Raw genomic sequence first — 23,475 nt, forward strand, 5'->3', positions numbered from 1 at the left:
GATGCCGATCGTGTCCCGCGCCCCCGTCGAGCCGAGAACGCCTGAATCGCGGCAGCCCGTCGCGCCTTTCGCGGTGCTGGCCGGCAAGTGGCATTACCGGCTCGGCCCGCTGCTCGGCGAAGGCGGCAACGGGGTGGTGTTTCGCGCGACCTGCGGTGAAACGGGGCAAGCGGTCGCGATCAAGCTGATGCGCGACGACGCCGGACGGACCGCGGCGGAGCGCGCGCACCAGCGTGCGCGCTTTCGGCGCGAGACGAGCCTGTGCGAAGTGCTGCGGCACCCGAACATCGTGGCGCTGCTGGATCAGGGGGAAGCACCGGACGGGCGGCTGTTCGCGGTATTCGAACTGGTGCAGGGCCGGACCCTGCGCGACCGGCTCGCGGCGGAAGGGCCACTGTCGGCGGTCGACACGGGGCGGCTGATGACGGAGGTGCTCGACGCGCTCGCGGCCGCGCATCGGTGCGGCATCGTGCATCGGGATCTGAAGCCGCAGAACATCGTGATTGCGATGGCCGACGACGGCCCGCACGCGAAGCTCCTCGATTTCGGCATCGGCGCGTTGCTGCCCGGCACGCAAGACATCGCGCGCCAGACCGCAACACTGGCGACCGAGGTGCTCGGCTCACCGTCATATTGCGCACCGGAGCAATTGCGCAACGAGCCGCCCACGCCGCGCAGCGACCTGTATGCGTGGGGCCTGGTCGTGATCGAATGCCTGACGGGGGACGTCGTGATGCACGGCGCCAGCGTGGCCGACATTCTCTATCAGCAGCTCAGCCCGGTGGATGTCGCGCTCCCGCCTTCGATCGCATCGCATCCGCTCGGTTCGGTATTGCGGCGCGCGCTGAACAAGAATCTGGAGCAACGCGCGGCATCGGCCGACGAACTCGCGGCGCAGTTCCGCGCGCTCAACTTCGCGGCGCTCGTCGGCCGGTTCGAGGCCAGCCGCGCAAGCCGGCGGGCGCATCAGCACCCATTCGCACCGCGCAGCGAGACGATCGAAGCGGCCGACGAGTACCGGCAGGTCACCACGCTGTGCTGCTGCGTGACGATCGCCGGGGAGGGCAGGCAGCGCCATGCGGGACCCGATCACGGCGATTTGCTCGACGGTTACGAGGAGCAATGGCTGACGAAGTGCGCCGACATCGCCGTCGGCTACGGCGGGCACGCCGGCGGACGGCTCGGCGACACGCTGTTGTTCCATTTCGGCTTGCAGGGCGACATCGACCGGCCCGAGCGCCGCGCGGCACGCGCGGCGCTCGACATGGTTCGGATGGCCGAGCGCGCGCGGCTGTCGGTGCCGGTGACTGCGGGCGGCATCGGCGGCGGCGAAGGCTGGCGCGTCGAAGTGGCCGCCGCGATACACGTCGGGCAGGTGCTCGCGCACGCATCGCACATGTCGGGTGTATCGACGCCCGCCGCGGCGTCGCGATTGCTGAGGCTGGCCGGACCCGGGCAGATCCTGATCAGCGACGATGCACGGCTCGCACTCGAACGGCATGCCGACCATCGGCCGACCGCCATGCGGCTGGCGCGCGCGGGCCTCGTGCCGCAGCCGGTTCACGAATTGCTCGGCGAGCGGCGCGCCGATACGCCGTTCGATTCGCTCGACACCGGCATGCGGGCGCCGATGGTCGGCCGCGCGCGCGAACTCGACGCGCTGTTGCGCGCATGGCAGGAGACGCTCGCACGGTATCGCCGCGCGATGCGAGGCGAGCCGGCACCGCACGGCGTGCCGCGGCTGGTCGTGGGCGACGCCGGCATCGGCAAGTCGCGCCTCGTGCACGAGCTGTGCGAGGCCGTGCGGGGCCAGGGCCACGCGTTCGCCCATTGCGGGTGCCTGCCCGAGCGCGAGAATCATGCGCTGTTTCCGATCCTGCGGTTCATCGGCGCGCACTGGCATATCGATGCCGACAGCCAGGCCGGCGGCGCGCTCGCGGCGATCGACGCGATGATCGCGCCGCTCGAATGCGATCATGCGGCCGCCCGCGCCGCGCTCGCGACCTGGCTGGGGGTGCCCTGCGATGTGCAGGGGTTCCTGTGGTCGAGCGCGCGCGAACAGCACGCGCTGTTTGATGTCCTCGAGCAACTGATCGTGTCGCTCGGCAACGGCGCGCCGGTGTTGCTCGTCGTCGAGGACGTCCAGTGGCTCGACCGCTCGACCGAGGATTTTCTTGCGCACCTGCAGCGCTCGCCGCGCGCCGCGGCGCTCGCTGTCGTGTTCACGTCGCGCCCCACCAGGCTGGAGCGCTGGCGCGGCGCGACCGAACGTCTGATGCTGCGGCGCCTGCCGCGCGACGACGCGCAGCGCCTGATGTTGGCGCATCTGGGGCGAGGTGCGTTCGATCCGGCCTGGCTCGACCAGTTGGCCCACCGCACGGCGGGCATCCCGCTGTTCATCGAGGCCGTCGCCCGCGAGCTGACGGCGAGCGGCGCCGACGGCTCGCTCGCGGGGCTGCGGGCCACCGATCCCTGTCCGCTTCCGCTCAGCCTGGGCGGCATGCTCGGTCTCGCGTTCGACCGGATCGACGACGCGCGCGATACCGCGCAGCTCGCCGCGACCATCGGGCTCGAGGTGGATGCGCAACTGCTCGCCGACGCATCGCCTCATGATCGGGCCACGCTCGACGCACACCTGCGGCTGCTGCTCGAAGAGCGGATCGTGTATGCGCAGCACCGGCGCGATCGTGTGTTCTATGCGTTCCGCCACGCGCTGATTCGCGACGCGGCCTATGAATCGATGCCGCTCGCCGTGCGGCGCGGCAACCATGCGCGTGTCGGCCGTGCGCTGACCGCGGAAGCCGATCGCGGCGCCGGTGCGCACACGTTCGGTGTCGCCGGGCACTTCGCGCGTGCGGGAGGCCTGACCGACGCGATCGCCCATGGCATCGACGCGTCGCGTCGCGCGCTCGCATGCTCGCGGTACGACGATGCGATCCGCTATGGGCAGTGCGTGTTCGACTGGCTCGGCAACGCCGACTACGCGCAACGCGAACATGACAGCGCGCGCATCCGTGCGACGTTGACGCACGCGACGATGGCGCGGTTCGGCTGGGCGAATCCGCAGGTGCGCGAACATGCGGAGCAGCTGTTGCGGCAGATGCAGACGCTCGACGACCCGGAGCTCGAGATCAGCGCGCTATGGACCTTGTCGACCTACTACCACGTCGCGGGCGACCGTCCCACCGTGCGCGAGATCGGCTTGCGGCTCGATGCGCTCGCGAGCGAGCGCGGCGATGCCGGGGCTCAGGTCGCGGCGGACGCGATGCGCGGCATGAGCCTGTGGGTCGACGGCCACTATGCGCGCGCCCGCGCCGCGTTCGACGCGGTGCTGGCAGGCTACGACGTGCGGCGCGATGCGGATCACCGGCGCATCCTCGGGCTCGATACGCGCGCGTGGACGATGGCGTCGCTGGCCAGCGTGCGCTGGTGCATGGACGACGATCCACAGGCCGCGCTCGCGTTGGCGCACGACGCGGTGTATTGCGCGACCTGCCTCGATCATTTGCCGACGCTCGGCGTCACGATGATGTACCTCGCGCGCACCTACCAGCTCGCGGGCGATCGCGACGCGGCACTCGCGCTGTCGGAAGCGATCCTGCGGCTGTCGGAGGTCCACCGGTTGCGCGCGGTCGGGCACTACGCGGCGATCATTCGTGCGTGGGCGCAGGGGGATCGTGCGGGGGTCGTCGCGCATCTCGATGCGCAGTGGCAGTCGGGCGGATTGCTCGGGCTGACCTACTACACGTCGTTGCTGGCCGAGCTGGATGCCGCGCGCGGCGATTACGGCGCCGCGCTCGCCCGGATCGAAGAATGCCTCGCGTGGTGCGAGTCGACCGGGGAGCGGTATTACGAAGCGCAACTGCTGCTGAAGAAGTGCGAGTACTTGCGCCTGGCCGATCCGCGATGCGGCGGCGTGGCCGCGCTGGATGCGTGCCGGCGCGCAGTCGAAATTGCAACAACGGCGGGCATGGGCCGCATCGCCAGGTTCGCCGGAGCGCTGTTGCAGTCGTTGCCGTAAGTGGTTCAATTCGTCAATCAGGAGAACAGAGAGATGAGCAAGGATCTTCGATTACCGACGTACGAACAGTTTCTCGAATACCGTGCCACCGTCATCCGGGCGATCGCGCTGGCGTGGCATTCGCCGGCGTTTCTCGACGAACTCGAGGCCGATCCGATCAAGGCGCTGCGCGAGCATTTCGACTATCACTTTCCGTTCCGGCTCGACCTGAAGGTGCAGCCCAAATCGTCGGTGTGGACGCCGACCGTCAACGGCGACTGGACGGCCGGCCGCAGAAACAAGCTCACGCTGTACCTGCCGCCCGCGCCGGCGGACGAGGCGCAATTCGCGCAGGCGCTGGCCGCCTACAACGCGAACCACATCACCATCATGGAATGACCTCGGGGAAACCGACATGGCAAACAACAACGCCAATCCGACGCTCGAATCGATGCTGGAGTTCCAGAAGGTCTATCTGCGCGCCATCGCGCTCTCGTGGCGGGACCCGGAATTCAAGGGCGAGCTGCTGGAGAAGCCGCTGGAGACGCTCGCGAAATACTTCGGTTACCAGTGTCCGTGGATCGTCGACATCGAGGTCGTCAAGACGTCCGGCAATCATGGCTGGACGAACCACGGAAGCGGCAGCGGGAGCTGGAACCTGCCGCGCAACGTGATGACGGTCGGCATACCGGAGCAGCCCGCGAGCCTGGACGAGGAGGCCGTTGCACTCGCGGCCTACTGCGACGCCGGGCCGAGCTACCTGTTCACCTGCTGCTGACGCGGCGCGGCCGCGCCGTGTGCCGTCGCGCGGCCCCGAGGCAGTGCCCCGGGGCCGCGCGACGTTCGTTTACCCGCCGCATGGAACCCGACGATGCTCGATGACCTTTCGCGCGTGTTGCGCTTCAAACCGCATTTGCTCGTGCTCGATGCGGGGCCCGAGACCCTGTTCGTCGTCGACGAATTCAAGCGCGTGATGCTGCCCGGCGCGATCTTCGTGCAAATCGCGGCCTGCTTGCGGGCGCGGATGACGATCGCCGAGATCGTGACGTCGCTCGCCGGTGCGTTCGGCGAATGGGACGTGCTCGCGCGTCTCGATCAGCTGGTGCGTCGCGGGTACGTGCGCGCTGACGCGCCACACGACGACGATGCGGCACGCGGCTTCTTCGAGCGCGCCGGGCTCGACGGCGACGCGGCCTGCACGCACGTCGCGCAATTGCGCGTCGCGGTCGAGCGGTTCGGCGCCGACGACACGGCGCTCAGGCGCGCGCTCGACATGGCCGGCATCGACGTCGTGACGGATGCCGGGCTGACCGTCGCGATCGCCGATACGCACGACCGCGACGATCTCGCCGCGTGCGCCGCCCGCGTTGCGGCGCGCGGCGGGGCGTTGCTCATCGTGACGGCCGGCGGCGTGCAGACGCTGATCGGGCCGTTGCTGGCCGGGAGCGGCGCGCTTGCCGACGCGCCGTGCATCGAATGCGTGCGCTACTGGATTCGCGTCAACCGGCCTGTCGAGGCGCTGCTCGCGCGCCATCACGGCGGCGACGCGGCGCGTGTGCCCCATGCTGCGTCGCGTGCGGCGGCGTCTGCCGCGGCGGCGCTCGTGGCGGCGACGGTCGAGCAGATTGCCGTCAATCCCGCGGCATCGGAACGGGCGCAGACCCATCTCGTGGCGCACCGTATCGACACGCTGGCCGCCGAGCGGCACCGCGTGCTGCGGCGCCCGCAATGCCCGTGCTGCGGCAATCCTGCATGGATGCGCGAACAGGCGGCGCGGGCGCCGCGGCTGACCGATGATGCGCCGCTGGCGCGCGCCGACGGCGGCTACCGCACCGCCGATCCGCAACAGGTGTTCGCGCGTCATGCCCACCTGATATCGCCGGTCAGCGGCGCAATCGCGTATCTGCATCCGATGCCGAAGCGGCACGCGGGCCTGCGCAAGGTCTACGCATCGGGCTTTCTCGTGTGCCCGGCGGCGGTGCCGGGCAGCAACCGGTTCGACAGGATCTGCTCCGGCAAGGGCCGCACCGACGAGCAGGCGCGTGCGAGCGCGCTATGCGAGGCGCTCGAGCGTTTCAGCAGCGTGTATCAAGGCGACGAGGCGACGCTGACGGGAAGCATGGAAAGCCTGCTCGCCGATCCGGCGTGCGACGCCGCCCCGATCCACGTGAACGACCTTCAGCAGTTCAGCGAACGGCAATTCGACACGCGCGAGGCGATCAACGCGTTGACCCGCGATGTGCGAAAGCAGGTGCCGCCGCGCTTCACGGCGCGCGACGTCATCGACTGGACGCCGGCCTGGTCGCTCGTGACCGGCCGGCGCCATCTCGTGCCGCTGAGCTACTGCTATGCGGAAACGCCCGACCGTGCGCAGGCGCCGGCCGCATGCGTGCACAACCCCAACGGCTGCGCGGCGGGATCGAGCGTCGACGAGGCGATCCTGCAAGGCATGCTCGAATTGATCGAGCGCGATGCGGTCGCGATCTGGTGGTACAACCGGATGCCGCGCCCGGGCATCGAACTCGCGAGTTTCGAGGATCCGTATTTCGATGCGCTCGTGCGCGAATACGCGACGTTCGGATGGCGTTTGTGGGCGCTCGACATCACCGCCGATCTGGGCGTGCCGACCGTGGCCGCGCTGGCGGAAAACCCGCAGGACGGGCGCTTCTCGATCGGCTTCGGCTGCCATCCGGACGGCCGTATCGCGGTGCAGCGGGCGCTGACCGAAGTGAACCAGTTGCTCGATGTCGCGGCGGATGCCCCGCACCCGTGGGATCGCGACAAGCTGCCGGATACCGGATTCCTGTATCCGGCGGCGGATGTGCAGTGTACGACCCGCTCGACGTGGCCGTCGATCGACGCCGCGTCGTTGCCGGCGGCGATCGCGGATGGCGTCGGACGCATCGCGGCGGCCGGCATGGATGTGCTCGTCGTCGACAAGACGCGGCCCGACATCGGTTTGTCCGTGGTGCAGGTGATCGCGCCGGGGCTGTGCCATTTCTGGCCGCGTTTCGGCGCGCCACGGCTCTATTCGGTTCCCGTTCGGCTGGGCTGGCGCAGGGAGCCGTGCCGCGAGCCGGAGTTGAACGAGGCGCTGCTGTTTCTTTGATGCGCCGGGCGCAGCGAGCAGGTGGCCCGGCACCGCATCGACGGCGGTCGTGCGGCGGTGCCCGGCGAGCTTGCCCGAGTACCGCCGCACGGTGCCGCGTCAATGCCGGCTCGTGCCGCGACGATCGACCGGCGTCACGCCAGCGCCTGGGCGGGAAGGCGCTTCGCGACGGCCTCGTCGGACTTCAGCGACACGGCCAGATGCAGCGCGGTCGTTGTCATGCCGCCCAGGCCGACGATGACGAGCAACGCGAGGAGCGAGATACCCTCGGTCGCGGCGACCACCGTCTTGACGCCCAGGAAGCGGAACACCTGGCTGGTGATCGTGTCGACGAATGCTTCCGCCGCCTCGAAGCCATCCAGTTTCTCGCCGCTCTTCACGGCCCACACGATCGTCATGGCCAGCCGCGCGCAGCCCCACAGGTTGACGGTGACCTGATCGACTTCCGCGGGGATCTTGTACTTCTTGCCGGCGATCTTGAGCGCCCCGGCCCGTCCGTAGCCCACGACGGTGTTCAACAGCCACAGCAGGTTGCTGAGCCCCTTGGCGTCGTTGCACGAAAAACCGCCCGCATCGCTCGCGATCATCCACGGCACGCTGAAGAATGCGGAGCCGAAGCCCATGAACAGCGAGCCGGTGCTGATTGCCTCGACCTCGACCTCTTCGGTTTGCAACGCGATCTCGATGGTGTCGAGAATGGTCGCGGCAAAGATGCAGACCGACGCCGATACGCCGAAGAAGATCGAGATCGCCGATTTCTGCTCGGCGCTGACCATCAGCGACACTTCGGACTTCGGCGCGATCCCGCTCTGCTCGGCCAGCCACTGCGCGGTGAACGACGACTTGAAGCGGGTCACGCTCGCGGCGTCGGGGAACGGCGCTTCATGTTTCACCAGCTTGTACAGCAACGTGCCCGGGATCGCGACGATGTACGAGAACAGGTCGCACACCTTGAAGCTCAGCGACGAGCCGGTGATCAGCTTGTAAAGCTGCGACACGAACGGGATCTCCCATTCCGTGTTGAACAGGGCCTTGATCGCGTCGATCACGTCGCCGACCAGGTCGAGAATCGTCAGGACCAGACCTTTGGCCGCGCTCAGTGCAAACTGGGTGACGGCTTCCATCACCTTGACGGTGCCGGCGAACAGCAGGTCGAGCACGCGATCGGGGGTGCGGCCGATTTGCTCGAAGTACGTGGCGGCATCGTGGAACGCGTTCTTGCCCTGACCGAACTCGAAGTTGTCGGCGACGTCCTTCAGCTTCTCGCACAGGTCCTGGAGCGGATCGGCGGCGGCAGCCAGCGCATCGCCCCGCGCCAGGACGCGCGTCGCCTTGTAGTTGTCCGAAAATGCGTTGAGCAGCACGTTGTGGCTGGTCGACTCGTCGATGCGCGGGTCGGGTTGATCGACGTTTTCTGCGTACTGGCCGATCGCGAGCTTCGGGTCCAGTTGCGCGAGGAACGTGTTGACGGCCTTGTCGATCTCGGTCTGCAGGTGGTCGAAGCCTGCCGCCACCTGGCCTTTCACCGCATCGACCGCCAGGAGCAGATAGTCGAAGGTCGCGTCGAACGTATGGCGGGTCGCCTCCGCCGACCGCTTGATGTCGCCCCACGAGAAGAAGAAGGCCAGCCACTCGTACAGTTCCTTGAAGAACACCTTGAGCTTGTTCCAGATGCCCTCGACGATGTCGAACGCCTGCTGGAAGAGCTTGATGGTCTTGTCGATCAGGTACGTCACGCCATCGATGAGGAAATTGAAGACGACCTTGATCTCGTTCACGAGGCGCGTGACCGGATCGACGATGGTCGTCACGACGAATTCCTTCAGGCCGTCGACGATGCGGCCGACGCCGTTCTTGATCGCGTTCCAGATATCGCCCCAGTCGATGCCGAGGAAGCCGGCGTTCGCCAGGGTTGCATCGCCGGACGACGCCAGTGTGCGGGAACGCAGCAGGTACGCGCCGGCCTGGTCTGCGGTCAGGTCGTCGTAGTGCACGCCGGTATCGGTGAACGACACCCGCCAGTGCTGCGCGGGCACGTCCTCCGGCACGAGCGCGAACGGATCGGCGGTGCCGCGCACCGTATGCCGCAGCCCGACGACGGAGCGGTTGGCGCCGAGGTACCGCAGGCTCCGGGCCGCCGCGCTCGCCGGCATGCCGAACGACATCGACTGCCGCATGATCTTCGCCATGTTCTCGGCGTTGTCGCGGGTCCGGAATTCCCCGGTCAGCAGGTAGGCGCCGGAGGCGGTCTTCGCGTTCCAGACGGCATCGGTGTCGACCGCGTGCATCTTCTCCTGCAAGGCGCCGTTCGGCTCCACGGTGACGCCTTCGCCCGGCTGCATGTACTGGGTGCGGATGTGGTAGCTCGGGCTCGCGAGGCTGTTGGTGAAGCGCTCGATCACCACCTTGCCGCCGCCGCCCGACAGCACCGGGATCGTGTAGTCGGGGCTGGCCTGGTAGTACAGGCCGTTGATGCGCAGCGGCACCATCGACGCGGCATCGATCTCGACCTGCGCATGGACGGCGAGCTGGCCGGCGTCGTCGAGCACGATGATTTCCGTTGCATGGGTCGGTACCGACGTCATCTCGCCGGAGCCCTGCAGGCGGATTTCCTCGTTGGTCCACTGGGTCGTCTTCGGGTCCTGCCAGAAACGATACAGCTTGCTGTCCGACGACACGGAATACGCTTCCGAGTAGCCGGCGGCGTTGCGGCCGACCGTGAATTTCGTGTTGGGCACCGGGTTGCCGAGCTCGAACAGGCTCGACCAGCTCACCTTGTTGAGCCCGCTGCTGATCTGCCGCGTATGGTAGAGCCGCTGGTCCTTGCCGATCGCGAAGATCTCGAGCAATCCGCCGGCGTTGATGACCGCCCGCAGCGACGTCACCGGGGCCGCGTTGCTGACCAGCACCCAGTCGTCGAACTGGATGCCGGACGAGCTGTACTTCTTCTCGCGCTTTTGCCAGATGCCGAAGTCGGTATCGACGATGAAGATGTTCAGGCGCTTCTCCTGATCGGACACGACGGCGAGGTCGATCGCCTTCTTGTAGCCGAGCGTCGTGAAGTAGGAGAACCGGAAGTCGCTCTGCGCGAACAGCACGGCGTTGTCCGGGCCGATGGCGAACAGCGACTGCTGCACCGGATCGTTCGCGCACATCGCGATGCGCTTGACGGTGGCGTTGTCGGTGCTGTCCTGGCTCTTGCGGATCGGCACCCAGTCGGTCGACCCCCAGGTGCCGTCCTTCCTCAGGTAGCTGCTGCCGACTTCGTCGTTGTCGAGCACGACGTTGACGTAGACGTTGCCGAAATTCCGGGTCGACAGCATCTGCTTGAGCGGGCGTTTGGCGCCGGCGGGCTGGCAGTCGGCCTGCGCGTAGCGGCCATCCTTCCACTGGCTGAGCGTCAGCTTGCCGTTCGTGCCGATGCCGAGGAGGTTGGGGTTGTCGTAATCGTCGCTGCGCGCGAGGTAGGGGCTGACCTGGCTGGCGGTGACGCCGAGGTCGGCTTCGGCCCAGCCGGTGTCCGACTGGTTGTCCGCGCGGATCCGGTAGACCTTTTGCGCGGTACCGGACGAATAGATATCGAGGCGTCCGGCGGAATTGAGGAACGTCGAGATGTCGCTCGCGCCGGTGACCGGGCCGATGATCTCGTAGCTTTCCATCAGACGGGTGCTGACCTGCAGGCCCGATTTCGGATCGGGTGCGTTGCCGTAGAGCGAAGCGGACAGGGACGGCGGGACGGTATGAACGCCAGGCATGGAATCTCTCCAGTTGAAGGGTTGGGCGGTGACGGCTAGGGCGTGTCGCGCGTGAGCGTGCGCGCCGTTTGCAACAGGGGCGCGGTCCAGAGCCAGCGCCGGTCGGTGGACGAGAAGACGGTGGCGTGCGCGCCGGCATGCGGGGCGAGCATGCCGGCCAGCTGCGCGGCGGCGGGTGCAAAACCGGCCACGCCGCGCCGTGCGCCGCGGCGCAGCGCATGCACCAGTTCCCACAGGTCGGGGTAGAAGGCGGTCAGCCGGGTGCGATGCGCGGGGTTCTCCGCGACGAACGCGATGGCGTCGAGCACGGTGTCGCGCGCCGCGCGGCAGGCCGCGTGGCCGGCGCAGCCAAGCGAGGTCAGCGCCGTCGCGACGTTCGCATTCACGCACGCATCCACCGGATTGGGCACCGCACGGCGGTCGAGCCAGGTCCGGCATGCCCCCTGCGCAACCCACGGATCGACGGACTCCGGACGGTAGTGCAGCCGCCACGGATGCAGCGCGCGGTCCAGCGCGTCGACGGCCTGGGCCGCGCTGCGTCGCCCGAACCGGGCGAGCAGCGTCAGCGCGAGCGCGGTGTCGTCGGCGTCCGCCGGCAGGTCGACGCCCAGCCAGGACGGCATGCGGTCGGGCGGGTAGAAATGAAACGCGCCCGCGCAGGTCGGCGATGCGCAGCGTTCGAGGAAGTCGAGGCCGCGGGCGATGGCGCGATCGGCCGGGCCGGCCGGCAGGCGCGCCAGCTCGTCGAGGACCAGGGCCGTGACGAACGCATTCTCGTCCGCGTAGCGGTGGTCTCCGACGGTCACGCTCGACGGGAACGCACCGCTCGGCCGTTGCGCGGCGATGAGCGCGTCGAGCGATGCGCCGGCTGCGCGGGTGGGCAGCGTGGCGCTCATGACAGCGTCTCGGGCTGGTCCGGCGTCAGGCCGATGGCCACGGTCGCGGGCTGGTCCGATGCCACGACGATGCCGAACATCCCGTGCCGTGTCACGAAACCGCTCGCATCGGCCAGCGGTTCGCTCAGCGCGCGATAGAAGTGCGTATTCCATCCGCGGGCGGCGGCGACACGGAGCACCGTTTCGCGGATGCGTCCGTCGCCGCCGAACAGGTCGTTGGCGACCGCGTACAGCGTGAAGGTCGACGTGCCGTCCGGGCCGGCGCCGATGCTGACGCCGAAGTCGGCCGCCGGCAGCGCGGCCTCGATGGCGCTGCAGCAGGCATCCTGCAGCAGACCGAGGACTTCGTCGGCGCGGTGCTCGAGTCGCGCCGACGCCATCAGCAGCGGCACATCCGAGCGGAACAGCCGGCGCGTGCGGAGGTAGAGCTCGGCCCGCCGGCCCGCGGGCTGCCAGCCGGCCATGACGGGCCACGCGCCGCGCCGGACGATGCCGGACAGGTCGCCGAGATGGCGGGTGCCCCAGGCCAGCGCGTGCTCGGCACCGCGCTCGGGCACTTCCGCATAGAGCTTGAAACGGGGCTTGCCGTCGCCGTGCCGGCCGCCGATCCAGGCGCCGTAGGCGAGCGCCGCGTTGTCCTGGAAGGACGCGATCGCCGCGAGATCCGCGGGTTCGATCGATTCGTCCGATAGCGCGGCGATGGCCGCGGCCGCGCGGCTCAACCGGCGTGCGGGCGGAATGTCGGGGCCGGCGGGCTCGACGGTGTAGCGCAGTTCCGGGCGGCCGAACGCGATGGAAATTTCCACCGGAAAGCCGCTGCGTCCCAGCTTGCTGTCGTTCCACGCGGCAGGTTCCGCCGGTGAACGGTCGCGCAGCAGGTGGCGCAGCGCGGCGTCCGGCGCGGGCGCTGCGACCCGGCGTGCCGGCGTCCCGTACGAGGACGCCAGCGCCAGCGCGCGCTGCACTGCCGGGTGGAGTTCGGCCATGGGCATGGTGGGCGATCGTGCGTGAAGGCCGCGGTCAGGAGACGGTCGGCGGCAGCGACAGAGTCGGGTTGTCGCTGGCCGCAGGTGCCTTGTGCAGCGGCGACGTGCCGTCGGCCGGATAGTAGGTCGCCGACCAACGGAACGTCGGGCCGTAGGTTCCCGATGGCGGCACGTAGGCCCACCACGCATCGCCGCTGTTGCGGTCGAAGGCGATGGTCTGTTCGTTCTCCCGTTTCGCATCGCTGCCGGTCCACAAGGTCGCTTCCACGCGGACGTAGCGCTGCCAGGAGACCGACTGGGCGGATACCTGGACCGTCGCGAGCGTGATCTCCGGCCCTGCGGGCGTCATCTCGAATGGCGACCGGGTGAGCGGGATCGGCTTTGTCTTGCCGCCGCCATCGGGCGTTGCCAAACCCGCGAAGATCAGCGCGACCCGCTCCGGATCGACCGCGGCGACGCGCGTTTCCCAGGTCGGCGCGCTCGGGGTGAGGGTGATCGGCTGCAAGCCGGTCTGGAGCTGCCAGCCGGAACCGACCTCCAGCGTCTGGACCGACGTGAGCCTGATCGTGCTGTAAAGCGGCGGCGTGGTCAGCATGCCGGGCGCGAAGACACGCACGAGCCGCGTGCTGAGCGGATAGGGCACCTCGAAGCGGCCCTGCGGCACCGCCTCGCCCTCGAGGTTCGTCGACCCGCTGGACAGTGCATAGGTCAGGCCGACAACCAGCGGCCGCGCGCGATCGTAGTCCTGGCCGGGGCGCAGCAATACCGACCGCTGCGCGCGCGACAGCTCGGCGGTCTTGGGGGTGTTGTTGTACTGCCAGGACAGCGTCACGGTCTCGACCACCTCGAAGTCGATCTCGTCGCTGGCCAGCAGGATGCGGCCGAGATCGTCGAGCACGATCGACCGCGCGCCGTCGCTCGAGCGGGCGGGCGCGATCCACGCCGGCGTGCCGTCGGTATAGGTGACCGTCCAGTCGTAGACGAACCACGCCTGTTTCGGCGGTGCGAACGGCAGCGAAAGCGTCACGCTCGGCCGCGTCTTGTCGAGTTCGGCGGTCCTGACCACGCCGTCGTAGCCGGTCACGCGCAGCGCGACGGCGGCGACCGCGAACGCGTCGAAATCGGCCGCGACGATCGAGAAGCTGACCTCGGCCGGCGGCGCGGGGATGACGGCGACGCCTTGCGTGGCGACGCCCGTGCCGGATCGTTTGGTGTCGTCCGTCATCGTGTAGTCGGCGGTCCATTCGACGATGCCGGGACTGGGCAACGCGAACCACCACGCATACGGCCGCTCGCGGGAGAACGTGTGGGACGTCCCGCCGACGGTGACCCGAACCGAGGAGACGGCGCTCCAGTCGAGCGCGTCGAGCAGCGCCACGACGGAGACGGGCTCGGCCGGTCCGCCGATGGTGGCCTCGGTGCCGATGAAGGCGACCGGGGGGCGCACGACCTGTTCGCTGGCCTCGTAATCGAGCACCGAGGAATAGAACGCCTGCCCGGTGTCGGCCGCGGTCGCGTCGACCTGCCACGTGCGCTGTGGCGTGTCGGCGTCGAGGACGAGCGTCGTTTGCCGGTAGGTGTAATTGACCGGATCCTTGAACTCGAGCAGCAGCCTCGCGCGCCGGGGGGCGGGAGGTGACGCGGAGCCGGATTCGGTCGCCAGCTTGACGGTGTAGGTGAGGGTCGTCATGGTCGTGCGCCTTGGTCGGTCGGGATGGCGGTCAGGCCAGGTCGGTCTCGTCGGCCTCGTCGGTCTCGTCGAGGTTGCGGGTCACGACGTCGCTTGCCGGCAGCCGTACCGAGTAGACCGGCTTCGTCCCGCCTTTCGCGTCGTGGGGCAGGGTCAGTATGTTGCTGTCGTAATTGCCCGCCGGGCCGGGGATGCCGCGTTCGCTCCCGATTTCGAAGTAGGTCAACGCGTAGTGGAATTCCGTCGTCGCATCGACTTCGCGCGAGAAGGTGTAGTAGTAGGGCGACGGGAAGACCTTGGTGCCGTTCGAGAGGGTCACGGGCTTGAAGGTTTGGGAGTCGATGTCGGTCTTGCCGTATTTCGACGTGCGGTACACATCTATCGTGACCTGGACATACGCTTTCCAGTCGACCAGTGACGGGTCGACGGTCACGGTGAACGGCAATTCGACCGGGAACAGGTTCAACGCGAAGATCGGCTGGTTGCCGTAACGCACCTTGCGGACCGCCACGGTTTTGCGCGTGTTGTTCCGGTCGCGGTAATAGACCGTGCCGTCGACCTGAACGGTCGAGGTGCTTCGCTTGACAGCCTGATATTCCCAGGTACTGGTGTAGTAGTCTTCGATCCTCAATTGGGTGAAGTTGTGCGTCTGGTGGTCCGGGCTGTCCGGCTGGTCCGTGTAGTCGGTCGACAGCGAGATGCCGGTGATGGACGGCAGCGCGATACTGCCCCCCGGGATCGTGTCGTTCATGACGGTGACCGTGAAGTCGGCGGCGCCGATCACGCTGTAGACGGTCAAGGTCTTGCTGTTCACCACCGGGTACACCGACTGCGGCTGGTTGACGATGATGTTGCCGTTCGTCAGCACGTAGGTGACGGTGTATGTATAGGCCGCGCCACTCGGCTGATAGCTGTGGCTCCTGAATTGCACGGCCTCGCCGTTCTTGATGACCTTGCGTTGATCGACGTACAGCTTGCCGTCGGTGGTCGGCAGGTACGTGAAGTCGATCAGCACGAAGTCGACCTCGTTCTTCGGGTTTTCCGACGCGAACGCGATGTTCGAGCAGATGAACTCGGCTTGCTGGTAGCCGAGGTCGGTGTTGGAGATCTGAAGCTGGTTGCTGCTGCTCTTGAGCTTCGGCGACGTGAAGGCATCGCCGCTTTCGGGCTCGACCTGGTACCAGTACGTGTATTCCGAAACGAATTTCTTGCCGGCGTCGAAGAAGCCGTTGGAATGGTAGGACCACGTATTGGCGGTGGTGGCCGTGAATGCGTTGGATTCCGCTTGAGCCTTGCCCGGATAATCGATGGTCACGGTGACCTTCTTGATGCCCGCGCTCTTCAGGTCGGCCGACATCGTCACGGCCACGTCCAGCGTGCGGTTGTCGACCGTCTTGTCCAGCCGGCTCCAGACACTCTTGTCGAAGGTCGGCAGGAAGCCCTGCGGCATGATCGTCCAGTCGATGACCTCGTTTTCCTCGTAGACGCGCTGGAACGAGCCGATGGAGTTGATGCTGAAATCGTCGGCTGCGCTCGCGCCGAGGCGGCGCGCAACGTCGTCCGCGGCTGCCTGGACCAGCCCCTCGAGCGTCGTGAACGCCCAGTCATGGACGCGTTGCCGGAACTCGTCCGACGGCTGCACCGACCAATCGAGCTTGACCTTGCCGGAATCCGACTTCTGCATGTATTCACGGATCGTCGTGCGCCGCCCGGTCTCGCTGCCCCAGACGTTGCGGTCGATCTGGACGGTCTTCTGGTAGCTGGCGGCGATCGCGCAGTCGTAGGTCACGGTGGCCTTGACGGCCGGCAGCTGGCTCAGCGTCGTGGCGACGTACTGGATCGACCAGGTCGACAGGCCGACGCCCGTGTCGAAGATGTCGCGGATCGTCTTGACGTCGGCGGCGGTTTTCAGGTCGATGATGAACGTCGCCGCGTTGCTGCCGAAGTTGGACGGCGTCACGTTGATCTGCGTGTCCGGCTGGCCGGACGGGAGCGTCAGCGTCAGGAAAGCCTGGGCGTCGTTCCACGCGAACTGGCCGAATTCGATGCCCTGGCCCAGGACGTTCTTCACGGCCTGGTAGGCCTCCTGGTCGATCACGAGCTCGGCCGTGAACGTCACCGTGCCGGCCGAGCCGCTGTTCGTCCTGAACTCGGTCAGCGAGAAAGCGGGGAGGGTGATGCCGTCGACGGTCTGGGTGGCCAGCTGGGGCTTCGGCACGATATACCAGAGATTGGTGTTCGTGAAATCGCGATAGACAGTGACGCTCTTCTTGTCGTTGTCGTACTTGATGACTCGGGAGTCCTGAATATTGATCATTTCCATCTCCGGTTGAGAACGTGCGGTGTGTTATATCGGGTCCGGCAGGCATTCGCGCGCGGTGTGGCGCGACTGCCTGCCGCGGATCGGAGGCCGGGTTAAGGTGCCGATTTTCTGAAATGCCCCATTCCGGACAGGTGCCGGGTTGATGCGCAAAGCTCGCGGATCCTTCGGGGCGATCGAGCGGGTTGCATCGGCGCGCCGAATGTACAGGTGGAAATTAGGCAGTTTGGAGGGGCGGTTCAATTACACTCGATTACGCCTGGGGCGACGGCGTGAAATCGATAGGCGGCCAGGCGCAGCGCGCGGGCGGGCGGCCGAGAACGGGAAAACTTGATCGGTACAAGCCCTGAAGCCCCGTGAATTATTTCCCGGCTATAGTGGGCATGCTGGCGGCAGGCGCGGAGCTTTTTACCGATACCTGCCAAGGAATGACTGTAGACGGGTGCTGTATGAAAAATAAAATCGAAAAGACTGCCGGACCGATCTGGGGCGTGGCTGCAGGATTGCTTCTTGCTATCGCTGGATTGAGTCTCGGTATTTTCCCGAAGTCCCTGCACAGCTCGGGAAGCGCGAACGACTTCATGGCATCCGGTGTCGCGATGCTGGGGATTTTCCTGGTCGTCTATTCCACGCACGAATTGCGAAGAAGGCGTTCGCACTGAGCGCTCGCGCGTCCGCGGATCCACGAAAAACGACTTGAGCCGGCCGCCGGCTCACGCGTGCGCTCGTCCGTCGCGCGCTACGCCTTGGTGATTTCGTGTTGGTGAACGAGTTCGACGATTCGCTTCGTCGGAATGCTGGCGCGCAATCCGTCGACGCTGTCGATCGGAAACCACTTGCATTTCTCGATCTCGTTGTTCGCTTGCGGCGTCTGGTCCGGGTCGACTTCCGCGAAGAACACGTGATGGATCTTGGCGAGCCCGGTGAACTGCATCGAGTACACGAGATGCTGGCCGGTCATGCCCGTTTCTTCGCACAACTCGCGATGCGCGGCTTCGAGCGGCGTTTCCCCGCGCTTGATCGTGCCGCCGGGTAGGGCCCAGCGCGACGCCGCGCGGGCGACGAGCAGGACCTGTTCGCCGCGGTAGCAGACGATGGTCGCGCGTTCCTTGACCGGGACGGCGCTCGTTTCGGGGGCGGTGTTGGGGGCGGGGATCTGGGGCATATCGTGATTCTAACCAGCACAAAACGATCGGCCAAGGCGGCCTGACCGGGTTTGACGTTTGATCGCCATCGACACGCGGCCGCTTGTCCGGAGACCCGTCGAACGTGCAGGGTGGGGGCGGGACACATGGCATGTGCCAGCCGGCCGGACGCCCTTGCGAGGGGTGGGGGTATGCCGCTTGCATCGCCGCGGTACGTTACGATCGCCGGACTGTCCGTACGCGCTTTCTCTGCGAGCAAGCCTCGCATGGAGCCCGATACGGCGCGCTCAAATGCGGCCGCCGGTAACGTCGCGTCGCGACAACCATCGGGAAACCCGTCATGAGGATCATGATTGTCGGCGCCAGCAGAGGGCTGGGCCGTGCGCTCGTTGAAGGCGTCTGCCGCGCCGGCGACACCGTTATCGGCGTATCGCGCACGCGTCCGGACGCAGTGACGTTGCCGCCGGGTGTCGAGCTTCGGTGGATCGAGGCCGACATGGCGTCGCCTGCCGAAGCCGCCGCGCACATTGCGCAGGCCGCGCCGTCCGCGTTCGATGTGCTGATCTGCAACGTGGGTATCTGGGAGGCGACAGCCTTCACGGGCCGCTACGCGTTCCTGGACGAGCCGGACGATGCGATCGTCGATCTGGTGAACGTCAACATCACGGCCACGCTGCTGCTGCTCAAGCGCCTGGTGCCGCGCTTGCTGCAATCACGCAAGCCTCAAGTCATCCTGACCGGTTCCACGTCCGCGCTTCGGCAAAGCGGGCGGCCGGAAGTCGCGTTCGGCGCGTCGAAGTTCGCGCTGAACGGCGTGGCCGATGCGTTGCGCGAAGGATTCAGAGGGAGCCGGCTGGCCGTCACGTGCCTGCAACTCGGCAACCTGAATACCGACGATGCGTTGTCCGTTCCGATAGAAGAGGCGGCGGCGCGCGGCGATGGCGGGCTGGTGCCGGTTCACGACGTGGTGGCCGTCGTGCGTACGCTGCTGCATTTGTCCGATGCCGCGTTCGTACGGGAACTGGTGATGCCGGCGATAGCGGACGAGCGGTTTTGACGGTGACGCGGCGCGGCACGCAATCGGTGCGACGGGTGGTGTGACCGGAATCGGCCGGTTGGCGATGCGTTGATCGCGCAGCCTGCACCGGCAGCCGCGGGTGCCGGCTGGCACGACACGCGGTGCGGCCCGTCAGGCGCACCGCGCGTCGCGCGGTTGATCCGCTTACTTCTTTTCCGGCAGGAACCAGTTCATCACGAGCGCGCAGATGCCGCCCGTTGCCACCCCCGATTCCAGCACGTTCTTCAGCGCGTGCGGCAGGCTGTTGAGGATGTCCGGCACCTGCGACACGCCGAGGCCGAGCGCGAGCGACACCGCGATGATCAGCAGTGCGCGACGATCGAGATGGACGCCCGAGAGGATGTTGATGCCCGATGCGGCCACCGCACCGAACATCACCATGGCCGCGCCGCCGAGCACGGGTTCCGGCACGGCCTGCAGCACACCGGCGACGACCGGGAACAGGCCGAGCACCACGAGCATCCCCGCGATCCAGATGCCGACGTAGCGGCTCGCGACGCCGGTGATCTGGATCACGCCGTTGTTCTGCGCGAATACCGAGCTCGGGAACGTGTTGAACACGCCGGCCAGCAGCGAGTTCGCGCCGTTGACGAGCACGCCGCCCTTGATCCGTTGCATCCACACCGGGCCTTCGACCGGCTCGTTCGAGATCTTGCTGGTGGCCGTGACGTCGCCGATCGCTTCGAGCGACGTGACGAGGTAGATGATCAGCATCGGCACGAACAGCGACCACGAGAAGCCGATGCCGAAGTGCAGCGGCGTCGGGACCTGGAACAGCGCGGCCTGGTGCATGCCGGTGAAGTCGAGACGGCCGAGGAACGCGGCCGCGAGATAGCCGATGACGAGCGCGATGACGAGCGCGGTGCTGCGCACCCACACGATCGGCACGCGGTTCAGCAGGATGATCGTGCCGAGCACGAGGCCCGATAGCGTCAGGTTCTCCGCGCTCGCGAACGTGCCCTTGGCCATCGCGCCATAGCCGCCGCCCATGCTGATGAGGCCGACCTTGATCAGCGTGAGACCGATCAGCAGCACGACGATGCCGGTGACGAGCGGCGTGATCAGGCGCTTCACGAACGGCAGGATGCGCGACACGCCCATCTCGACGAACGACCCGGCAATCACGACGCCGAAGATCGCGGCCATCACGGTTTCGACCGGCGTGCCTTGCTTGACCATCAGGCTGCCGCCGGCGATCAGCGGGCCGACGAAGTTGAAGCTGGTGCCCTGGACGATCAGCAGGCCGGCGCCCAGCGGGCCGAAGCGCTTGCACTGGACGAAGGTGGCGATGCCGGAAATCACCAGCGACATCGACACGATAAGGGTCGTATCCCGGCTGGACACGCCGAGTGCCTGGCAGATCAGCAGGCCGGGCGTGACGATCGGCACGATGATCGCCAGCAGGTGCTGCAGCGCGGCGACGAAGGCGACCATCGGCGCCGGCCGGTCGTTCGGGCCGTAGACGAGGTCGCGGGCCGAATCTGCGGCGTCGGCGCCGTGGACGGCGGGTTGGGCGGGGGAGGCGGGTTGCATGGCGAGCGGGCCGGACAAGGTGGAAAGTGCGGCATTTTAGCCGAACGGCCCGGCGCCGCCGCCGGGGGCGCTGCAATAGCGGGGATTCGGCGAATCGGGAAAACGGTGGCGGATCGGTAGCCGGGCGGCCGTGAACGCGGCGCCTTTCGGTCAGCGGGCTCGACGCGAGGCGGGCACGGTCGGGGTGGTGGCCGGGGCGGTGGTCGCCCGGAACCCGGGCAGTTCGGGAATCCGCCGCTCCATGAACTGCAGGAACGTGCGGGTCCGCAGCGGCAGATAGCGGCGCGACGCATAGACGAGGTGCAGCGCATGCGGCGGCACCATGTCCCACTTCGGCAGCAACCGCACGAGCTGCCCGCTGTCGATCAGGTCCTGAACGAGCCACGCCGGCCCGCTGCCCACCGCGTTCCCGGCCAGGAAGCATTGCCGCAGCGCCATCGAGCTGTTCACGCGATACCGGCCGTGTACCGGAACGATGGCCTGCTCGTCGCCGCGGGCGAAGGTCAGTTCGTTGCCGATGTCCGCGCGTGCGTAGCCGACATATTCGTGCCTGGCGAGATCTTCCGGCCGGCGGAGCTTCGGTGCCCGTGACACGTACCCCGGCGTGGCGACCAGCAGGCGCGGCGACGTCGCGATGTGGCGCGCCACGGCGTCCGGCGGCAGCAGGTGGCCGAGGCGGATGGCGACATCGACGCCTTCTTCGACCAGATCGATCACGCGGTCGGTCAATTGCAGCTCGACCTCGATCTCCGGCCACGCGGCGAGGAATTCGAGCACGAGCGCGTTCAGCCGCAGCTCGCCCAGCCCGAGCGGCGCATTGACGACCAGCTTGCCGACCGGCCGCACCGTTTGCCCGCGCACCTCGGCGACCGCGCTCGCGTATTCGTCGATCACGCGCTTGCAGCGATCGTAGAACCGGCGGCCTTCGTCGGTGGGCGCGAGGCTCGTGGTCGAGCGTTCGAGCAGGCGCACGCCCAGTTCCTGTTCGAACGCGGCGACGATCTTGCTGATCGTCGGCTGGCCGGTGCCTTCCTCGCGCGCGACCGCCGAGAAATTGCCGAGCTCGATCGCGCGGACGAACACGCGCATGGCTCGCAGCGAATCCATCTTATTCCTTTATGGCATGAACCTTATTCAAGTCTCCCATGTTCCAATGCGTTAGGGAATGACCTAACGTTCGCGAACCTTCAATCCCTGATGAGGAGTCGACATGAACGAGGCAACGCAATCTTCGGCACTGGACGGTGCGCACGTGGTGGTATTCGGCGGGGGCTCCGGAATCGGCCTCGAGGCGGCGGCCGCCGCGAAGGCGAACGGCGCCAGCGTCACGCTGGTCGGCCGGACCCGCGCGAAGCTCGAGGCCGCCGCGCAGGCGATCGGCGGCGCGCGCATCGCGGTGGCCGACATCGCGGACCGGCATGCGGTGCAGGCCGTCTTCGACACGATCACGCGCGTCGATCACCTGGTCGTCACCGCCGGCCGGTTCATTGCCGGCAAGCTGAACGAGACCGATCCCGATCACCTGCTCGCCGCGCTGCAGGAGCGGATCGCCGGGCCGGTCTACGCGATCCGGGCCGCGTTGCCGCTGATGCCCGCCACCGGCTCGATCGTGCTGACCGGCGGGCAACTGTCGGATCGTCCGGCGCAGGGCGTGTCCGTCATTGCCGCCGCCGTGCGCGGCGTCGAGGCGCTGGCGCAGTCGCTCGCGCTCGAATTGAAGCCGATTCGCGTGAACGTCGTCGCGCCGGGCTTCGTCGAAACGCCGCTGTATGACGCGTTCGGCCCGGATATGCGCGACACGATCCTCGCGGGCGCGGCATCGTCGCTGCCCGGCGGCCGAGTGGGGCGTGCCGATGAGGTGGGGGAAGCGATCGCGTTCCTGCTGGGCAACGGCTTCATGAATGGCGAGATCCTGCACATCGACGGCGGCGGCCGGCTGGTCTGAGCCGCGCGTCAGCCTGTCGCGCGCGTGCCGGTGCGGCGCACCGGTGTGCGCGGCGCGCGGCCATCCGGATACGCGCGCTGGCAGACGGCGATGACTGCATCGCGCAGGCGCTGATGTACGGGGTCGCCGTGCATGCGCGGGTGCCACAGCGCGGACACGAGGATCTCGGGCAAGGGCACCGGGATCTCGAAGCGGCGCAGCCCGAGGGCCTCCGTGAGCCCTGGCGAGAAAGCGTTGCCGAGGCTCGAGCGCGGCACGAGCGCGATCAGGTCGGTGCTGGCCGCGACCCGCATCGCATCGGGGTAGCCCGGTACGACGACGTGCACGGTGTGGCCCGAGCCGGCCTTGTCGGTCGAGTCGTCAGCCGGCCCGCCGAAATCGCCGAGCTGCGACGCGATCACGTGACGGCAGGCCGCATAACGCGCAGGTGTGATCCTGCCGGATGCGAACAGCGGATGCCCGGTGCGTGCCACCGCGACGTGCCAGTCGTGAAACAGCATGCGCGTGTGCAGTTCGGGCGCATCGTCGCCGCGCTTGCCGATTTCCAGGTCGACGGCGCCGTCGCGCAGCGCTTGCGGATCGCGGTCGGGCTTCGGGACGAAGCGGATGCGCACCTGCGGCGCGATTTCGCCGAGGGCGGCGACCACCGGGCCGGACAGCATTTCCATGAACGATGCGGCCGCGCGGAGGGTGAACGTGGCCGCGTGCGTCGCCATGTCCACGTCGGCCGTCGCCGGTTGCAGCACCGCGCGTGCATCGCTTGCGATCGCGTGCACGCGGTCGCGCAACGCGGCTGCGTGAGGCGTCGGCACGAGCTTGCGCCCGGCGCGCACGAGCAACTGATCGCCGGTGGACAGCCGCAGCCGCGTGAGCGTGCGGCTCATCGCGGACGTGCTCAGGCCGAGCCGGCGCGCGGCGCCGGTCACGCTGCCTTCAGACAGCAGCACGTCGAGCGCGGTGACGAGGTTCAGGTCGATGTCTTCCATGGCGACAGGATACGCCTCTGCGCGGATTGGCA

The 23,475-nt window shown here is 67.7% G+C and carries 16 protein-coding genes; 7 read left to right on the forward strand and 9 right to left on the reverse strand.

All coding sequences use genetic code 11. The features are described from left to right. The first annotated feature begins 1 nt into the window (after position 1). The 4 genes from LGN19_RS00685 to LGN19_RS00700 all read left to right on the forward strand — a co-directional run bounded on the left by LGN19_RS00685 (position 2) and on the right by LGN19_RS00700 (position 7,109). Positions 2–4,021, forward strand: a complete 4,020-nt coding sequence (locus LGN19_RS00685) for a TOMM system kinase/cyclase fusion protein (protein ID WP_226212837.1) — start codon at positions 2–4, stop codon at positions 4,019–4,021. A gap of 33 nt (positions 4,022–4,054) precedes the next feature. Then, positions 4,055–4,399: a BMA_0021/BMA_0022 family TOMM bacteriocin gene (locus LGN19_RS00690; protein WP_043179516.1), complete on the forward strand. Its 345-nt coding sequence runs from the start codon at positions 4,055–4,057 to the stop codon at positions 4,397–4,399. A gap of 16 nt (positions 4,400–4,415) precedes the next feature. After that, positions 4,416–4,778 carry a BMA_0021/BMA_0022 family TOMM bacteriocin gene (locus tag LGN19_RS00695; protein ID WP_226212838.1) on the forward strand — a complete coding sequence of 121 codons (363 nt, stop codon included), beginning with the start codon at positions 4,416–4,418 and terminating at the stop codon, positions 4,776–4,778. 93 nt (positions 4,779–4,871) lie between these two features. Then, on the forward strand, positions 4,872–7,109 hold the full coding sequence (locus tag LGN19_RS00700) for a TOMM precursor leader peptide-binding protein (protein ID WP_226212839.1): 2,238 nt from the start codon (positions 4,872–4,874) through the stop codon (positions 7,107–7,109). A gap of 134 nt (positions 7,110–7,243) precedes the next feature. On the opposite strand, the gene LGN19_RS00705 is transcribed toward LGN19_RS00700, so the two are convergent. The 5 genes from LGN19_RS00705 to LGN19_RS00725 are packed head-to-tail and all read right to left on the reverse strand — an operon-like array spanning position 7,244 to position 16,753. Further along, positions 7,244–10,864: a hypothetical protein gene (locus LGN19_RS00705; RefSeq protein ID WP_226212840.1), complete on the reverse strand. Its 3,621-nt coding sequence runs from the start codon at positions 10,862–10,864 to the stop codon at positions 7,244–7,246. Positions 10,865–10,899: 35 nt separating this feature from the next. Beyond that, complete coding sequence (locus tag LGN19_RS00710; protein ID WP_226212841.1) at positions 10,900–11,760, reverse strand: hypothetical protein; 861 nt, start codon at positions 11,758–11,760, stop codon at positions 10,900–10,902. Further along, complete coding sequence (locus LGN19_RS00715) at positions 11,757–12,752, reverse strand: hypothetical protein (protein WP_174958464.1); 996 nt, start codon at positions 12,750–12,752, stop codon at positions 11,757–11,759. Before LGN19_RS00715 ends, LGN19_RS00710 begins: the two co-directional genes overlap by 4 nt. Before the next feature lie 28 nt (positions 12,753–12,780). Further along, positions 12,781–14,436 (reverse strand): hypothetical protein, encoded by a 1,656-nt coding sequence (locus tag LGN19_RS00720; protein ID WP_174958465.1) that lies wholly within the window; start codon positions 14,434–14,436, stop codon positions 12,781–12,783. Between the two features lie 31 nt (positions 14,437–14,467). Further along, the gene (locus LGN19_RS00725; RefSeq protein ID WP_226212842.1) at positions 14,468–16,753 is read right to left on the reverse strand and encodes a hypothetical protein; all 2,286 of its coding nucleotides are present in this window, start codon (positions 16,751–16,753) and stop codon (positions 14,468–14,470) included. A gap of 452 nt (positions 16,754–17,205) precedes the next feature. Between LGN19_RS00725 and LGN19_RS00730 the strand changes: the two genes are divergently transcribed. Beyond that, positions 17,206–17,418 (forward strand): hypothetical protein, encoded by a 213-nt coding sequence (locus tag LGN19_RS00730; protein WP_226213504.1) that lies wholly within the window; start codon positions 17,206–17,208, stop codon positions 17,416–17,418. 77 nt (positions 17,419–17,495) lie between these two features. Here LGN19_RS00730 and LGN19_RS00735 read toward each other — a convergent pair whose 3' ends face one another. Next, the gene (locus tag LGN19_RS00735) at positions 17,496–17,921 is read right to left on the reverse strand and encodes an NUDIX hydrolase (RefSeq protein WP_174958467.1); all 426 of its coding nucleotides are present in this window, start codon (positions 17,919–17,921) and stop codon (positions 17,496–17,498) included. A 320-nt stretch (positions 17,922–18,241) separates the two neighbouring features. On the opposite strand from LGN19_RS00735, the gene LGN19_RS00740 reads away from it, so the two are divergent. After that, the gene (locus LGN19_RS00740) at positions 18,242–18,958 is read left to right on the forward strand and encodes an SDR family NAD(P)-dependent oxidoreductase (protein ID WP_226212843.1); all 717 of its coding nucleotides are present in this window, start codon (positions 18,242–18,244) and stop codon (positions 18,956–18,958) included. 165 nt (positions 18,959–19,123) lie between these two features. On the opposite strand, the gene LGN19_RS00745 is transcribed toward LGN19_RS00740, so the two are convergent. Next, on the reverse strand, positions 19,124–20,512 hold the full coding sequence (locus LGN19_RS00745; RefSeq protein ID WP_122949273.1) for a nucleobase:cation symporter-2 family protein: 1,389 nt from the start codon (positions 20,510–20,512) through the stop codon (positions 19,124–19,126). Positions 20,513–20,662: 150 nt separating this feature from the next. Next, complete coding sequence (locus LGN19_RS00750; RefSeq protein WP_226212844.1) at positions 20,663–21,619, reverse strand: LysR family transcriptional regulator; 957 nt, start codon at positions 21,617–21,619, stop codon at positions 20,663–20,665. Between the two features lie 103 nt (positions 21,620–21,722). Between LGN19_RS00750 and LGN19_RS00755 the strand changes: the two genes are divergently transcribed. Further along, positions 21,723–22,457, forward strand: coding sequence for an SDR family oxidoreductase (locus LGN19_RS00755; RefSeq protein WP_226212845.1), 735 nt, complete (start codon positions 21,723–21,725; stop codon positions 22,455–22,457). A gap of 8 nt (positions 22,458–22,465) precedes the next feature. On the opposite strand, the gene LGN19_RS00760 is transcribed toward LGN19_RS00755, so the two are convergent. Continuing rightward, complete coding sequence (locus tag LGN19_RS00760; RefSeq protein ID WP_226212846.1) at positions 22,466–23,443, reverse strand: LysR family transcriptional regulator; 978 nt, start codon at positions 23,441–23,443, stop codon at positions 22,466–22,468. Positions 23,444–23,475 lie beyond the last annotated feature (32 nt).

The sequence above is a fragment of the Burkholderia sp. AU30198 genome (assembly GCF_020419825.1).
Taxonomy (GTDB): Bacteria; Pseudomonadota; Gammaproteobacteria; order Burkholderiales; family Burkholderiaceae; genus Burkholderia.

Coding starts and splice junctions, on each gene's coding strand:
- LGN19_RS00730 (WP_226213504.1), top strand. CDS start 17,206: ATGAAAAATAAAATCGAAAAGACTGCCGGACCGATCTGGGGCGTGGCT.
- LGN19_RS00690 (WP_043179516.1), top strand. CDS start 4,055: ATGAGCAAGGATCTTCGATTACCGACGTACGAACAGTTTCTCGAATAC.
- LGN19_RS00725 (WP_226212842.1), bottom strand. CDS start 16,753: ATGATCAATATTCAGGACTCCCGAGTCATCAAGTACGACAACGACAAG.
- LGN19_RS00715 (WP_174958464.1), bottom strand. CDS start 12,752: ATGCCCATGGCCGAACTCCACCCGGCAGTGCAGCGCGCGCTGGCGCTG.
- LGN19_RS00750 (WP_226212844.1), bottom strand. CDS start 21,619: ATGGATTCGCTGCGAGCCATGCGCGTGTTCGTCCGCGCGATCGAGCTC.
- LGN19_RS00755 (WP_226212845.1), top strand. CDS start 21,723: ATGAACGAGGCAACGCAATCTTCGGCACTGGACGGTGCGCACGTGGTG.
- LGN19_RS00705 (WP_226212840.1), bottom strand. CDS start 10,864: ATGCCTGGCGTTCATACCGTCCCGCCGTCCCTGTCCGCTTCGCTCTAC.
- LGN19_RS00735 (WP_174958467.1), bottom strand. CDS start 17,921: ATGCCCCAGATCCCCGCCCCCAACACCGCCCCCGAAACGAGCGCCGTC.
- LGN19_RS00700 (WP_226212839.1), top strand. CDS start 4,872: ATGCTCGATGACCTTTCGCGCGTGTTGCGCTTCAAACCGCATTTGCTC.
- LGN19_RS00720 (WP_174958465.1), bottom strand. CDS start 14,436: ATGACGACCCTCACCTACACCGTCAAGCTGGCGACCGAATCCGGCTCC.
- LGN19_RS00710 (WP_226212841.1), bottom strand. CDS start 11,760: ATGAGCGCCACGCTGCCCACCCGCGCAGCCGGCGCATCGCTCGACGCG.
- LGN19_RS00760 (WP_226212846.1), bottom strand. CDS start 23,443: ATGGAAGACATCGACCTGAACCTCGTCACCGCGCTCGACGTGCTGCTG.
- LGN19_RS00740 (WP_226212843.1), top strand. CDS start 18,242: ATGAGGATCATGATTGTCGGCGCCAGCAGAGGGCTGGGCCGTGCGCTC.
- LGN19_RS00695 (WP_226212838.1), top strand. CDS start 4,416: ATGGCAAACAACAACGCCAATCCGACGCTCGAATCGATGCTGGAGTTC.
- LGN19_RS00685 (WP_226212837.1), top strand. CDS start 2: ATGCCGATCGTGTCCCGCGCCCCCGTCGAGCCGAGAACGCCTGAATCG.
- LGN19_RS00745 (WP_122949273.1), bottom strand. CDS start 20,512: ATGCAACCCGCCTCCCCCGCCCAACCCGCCGTCCACGGCGCCGACGCC.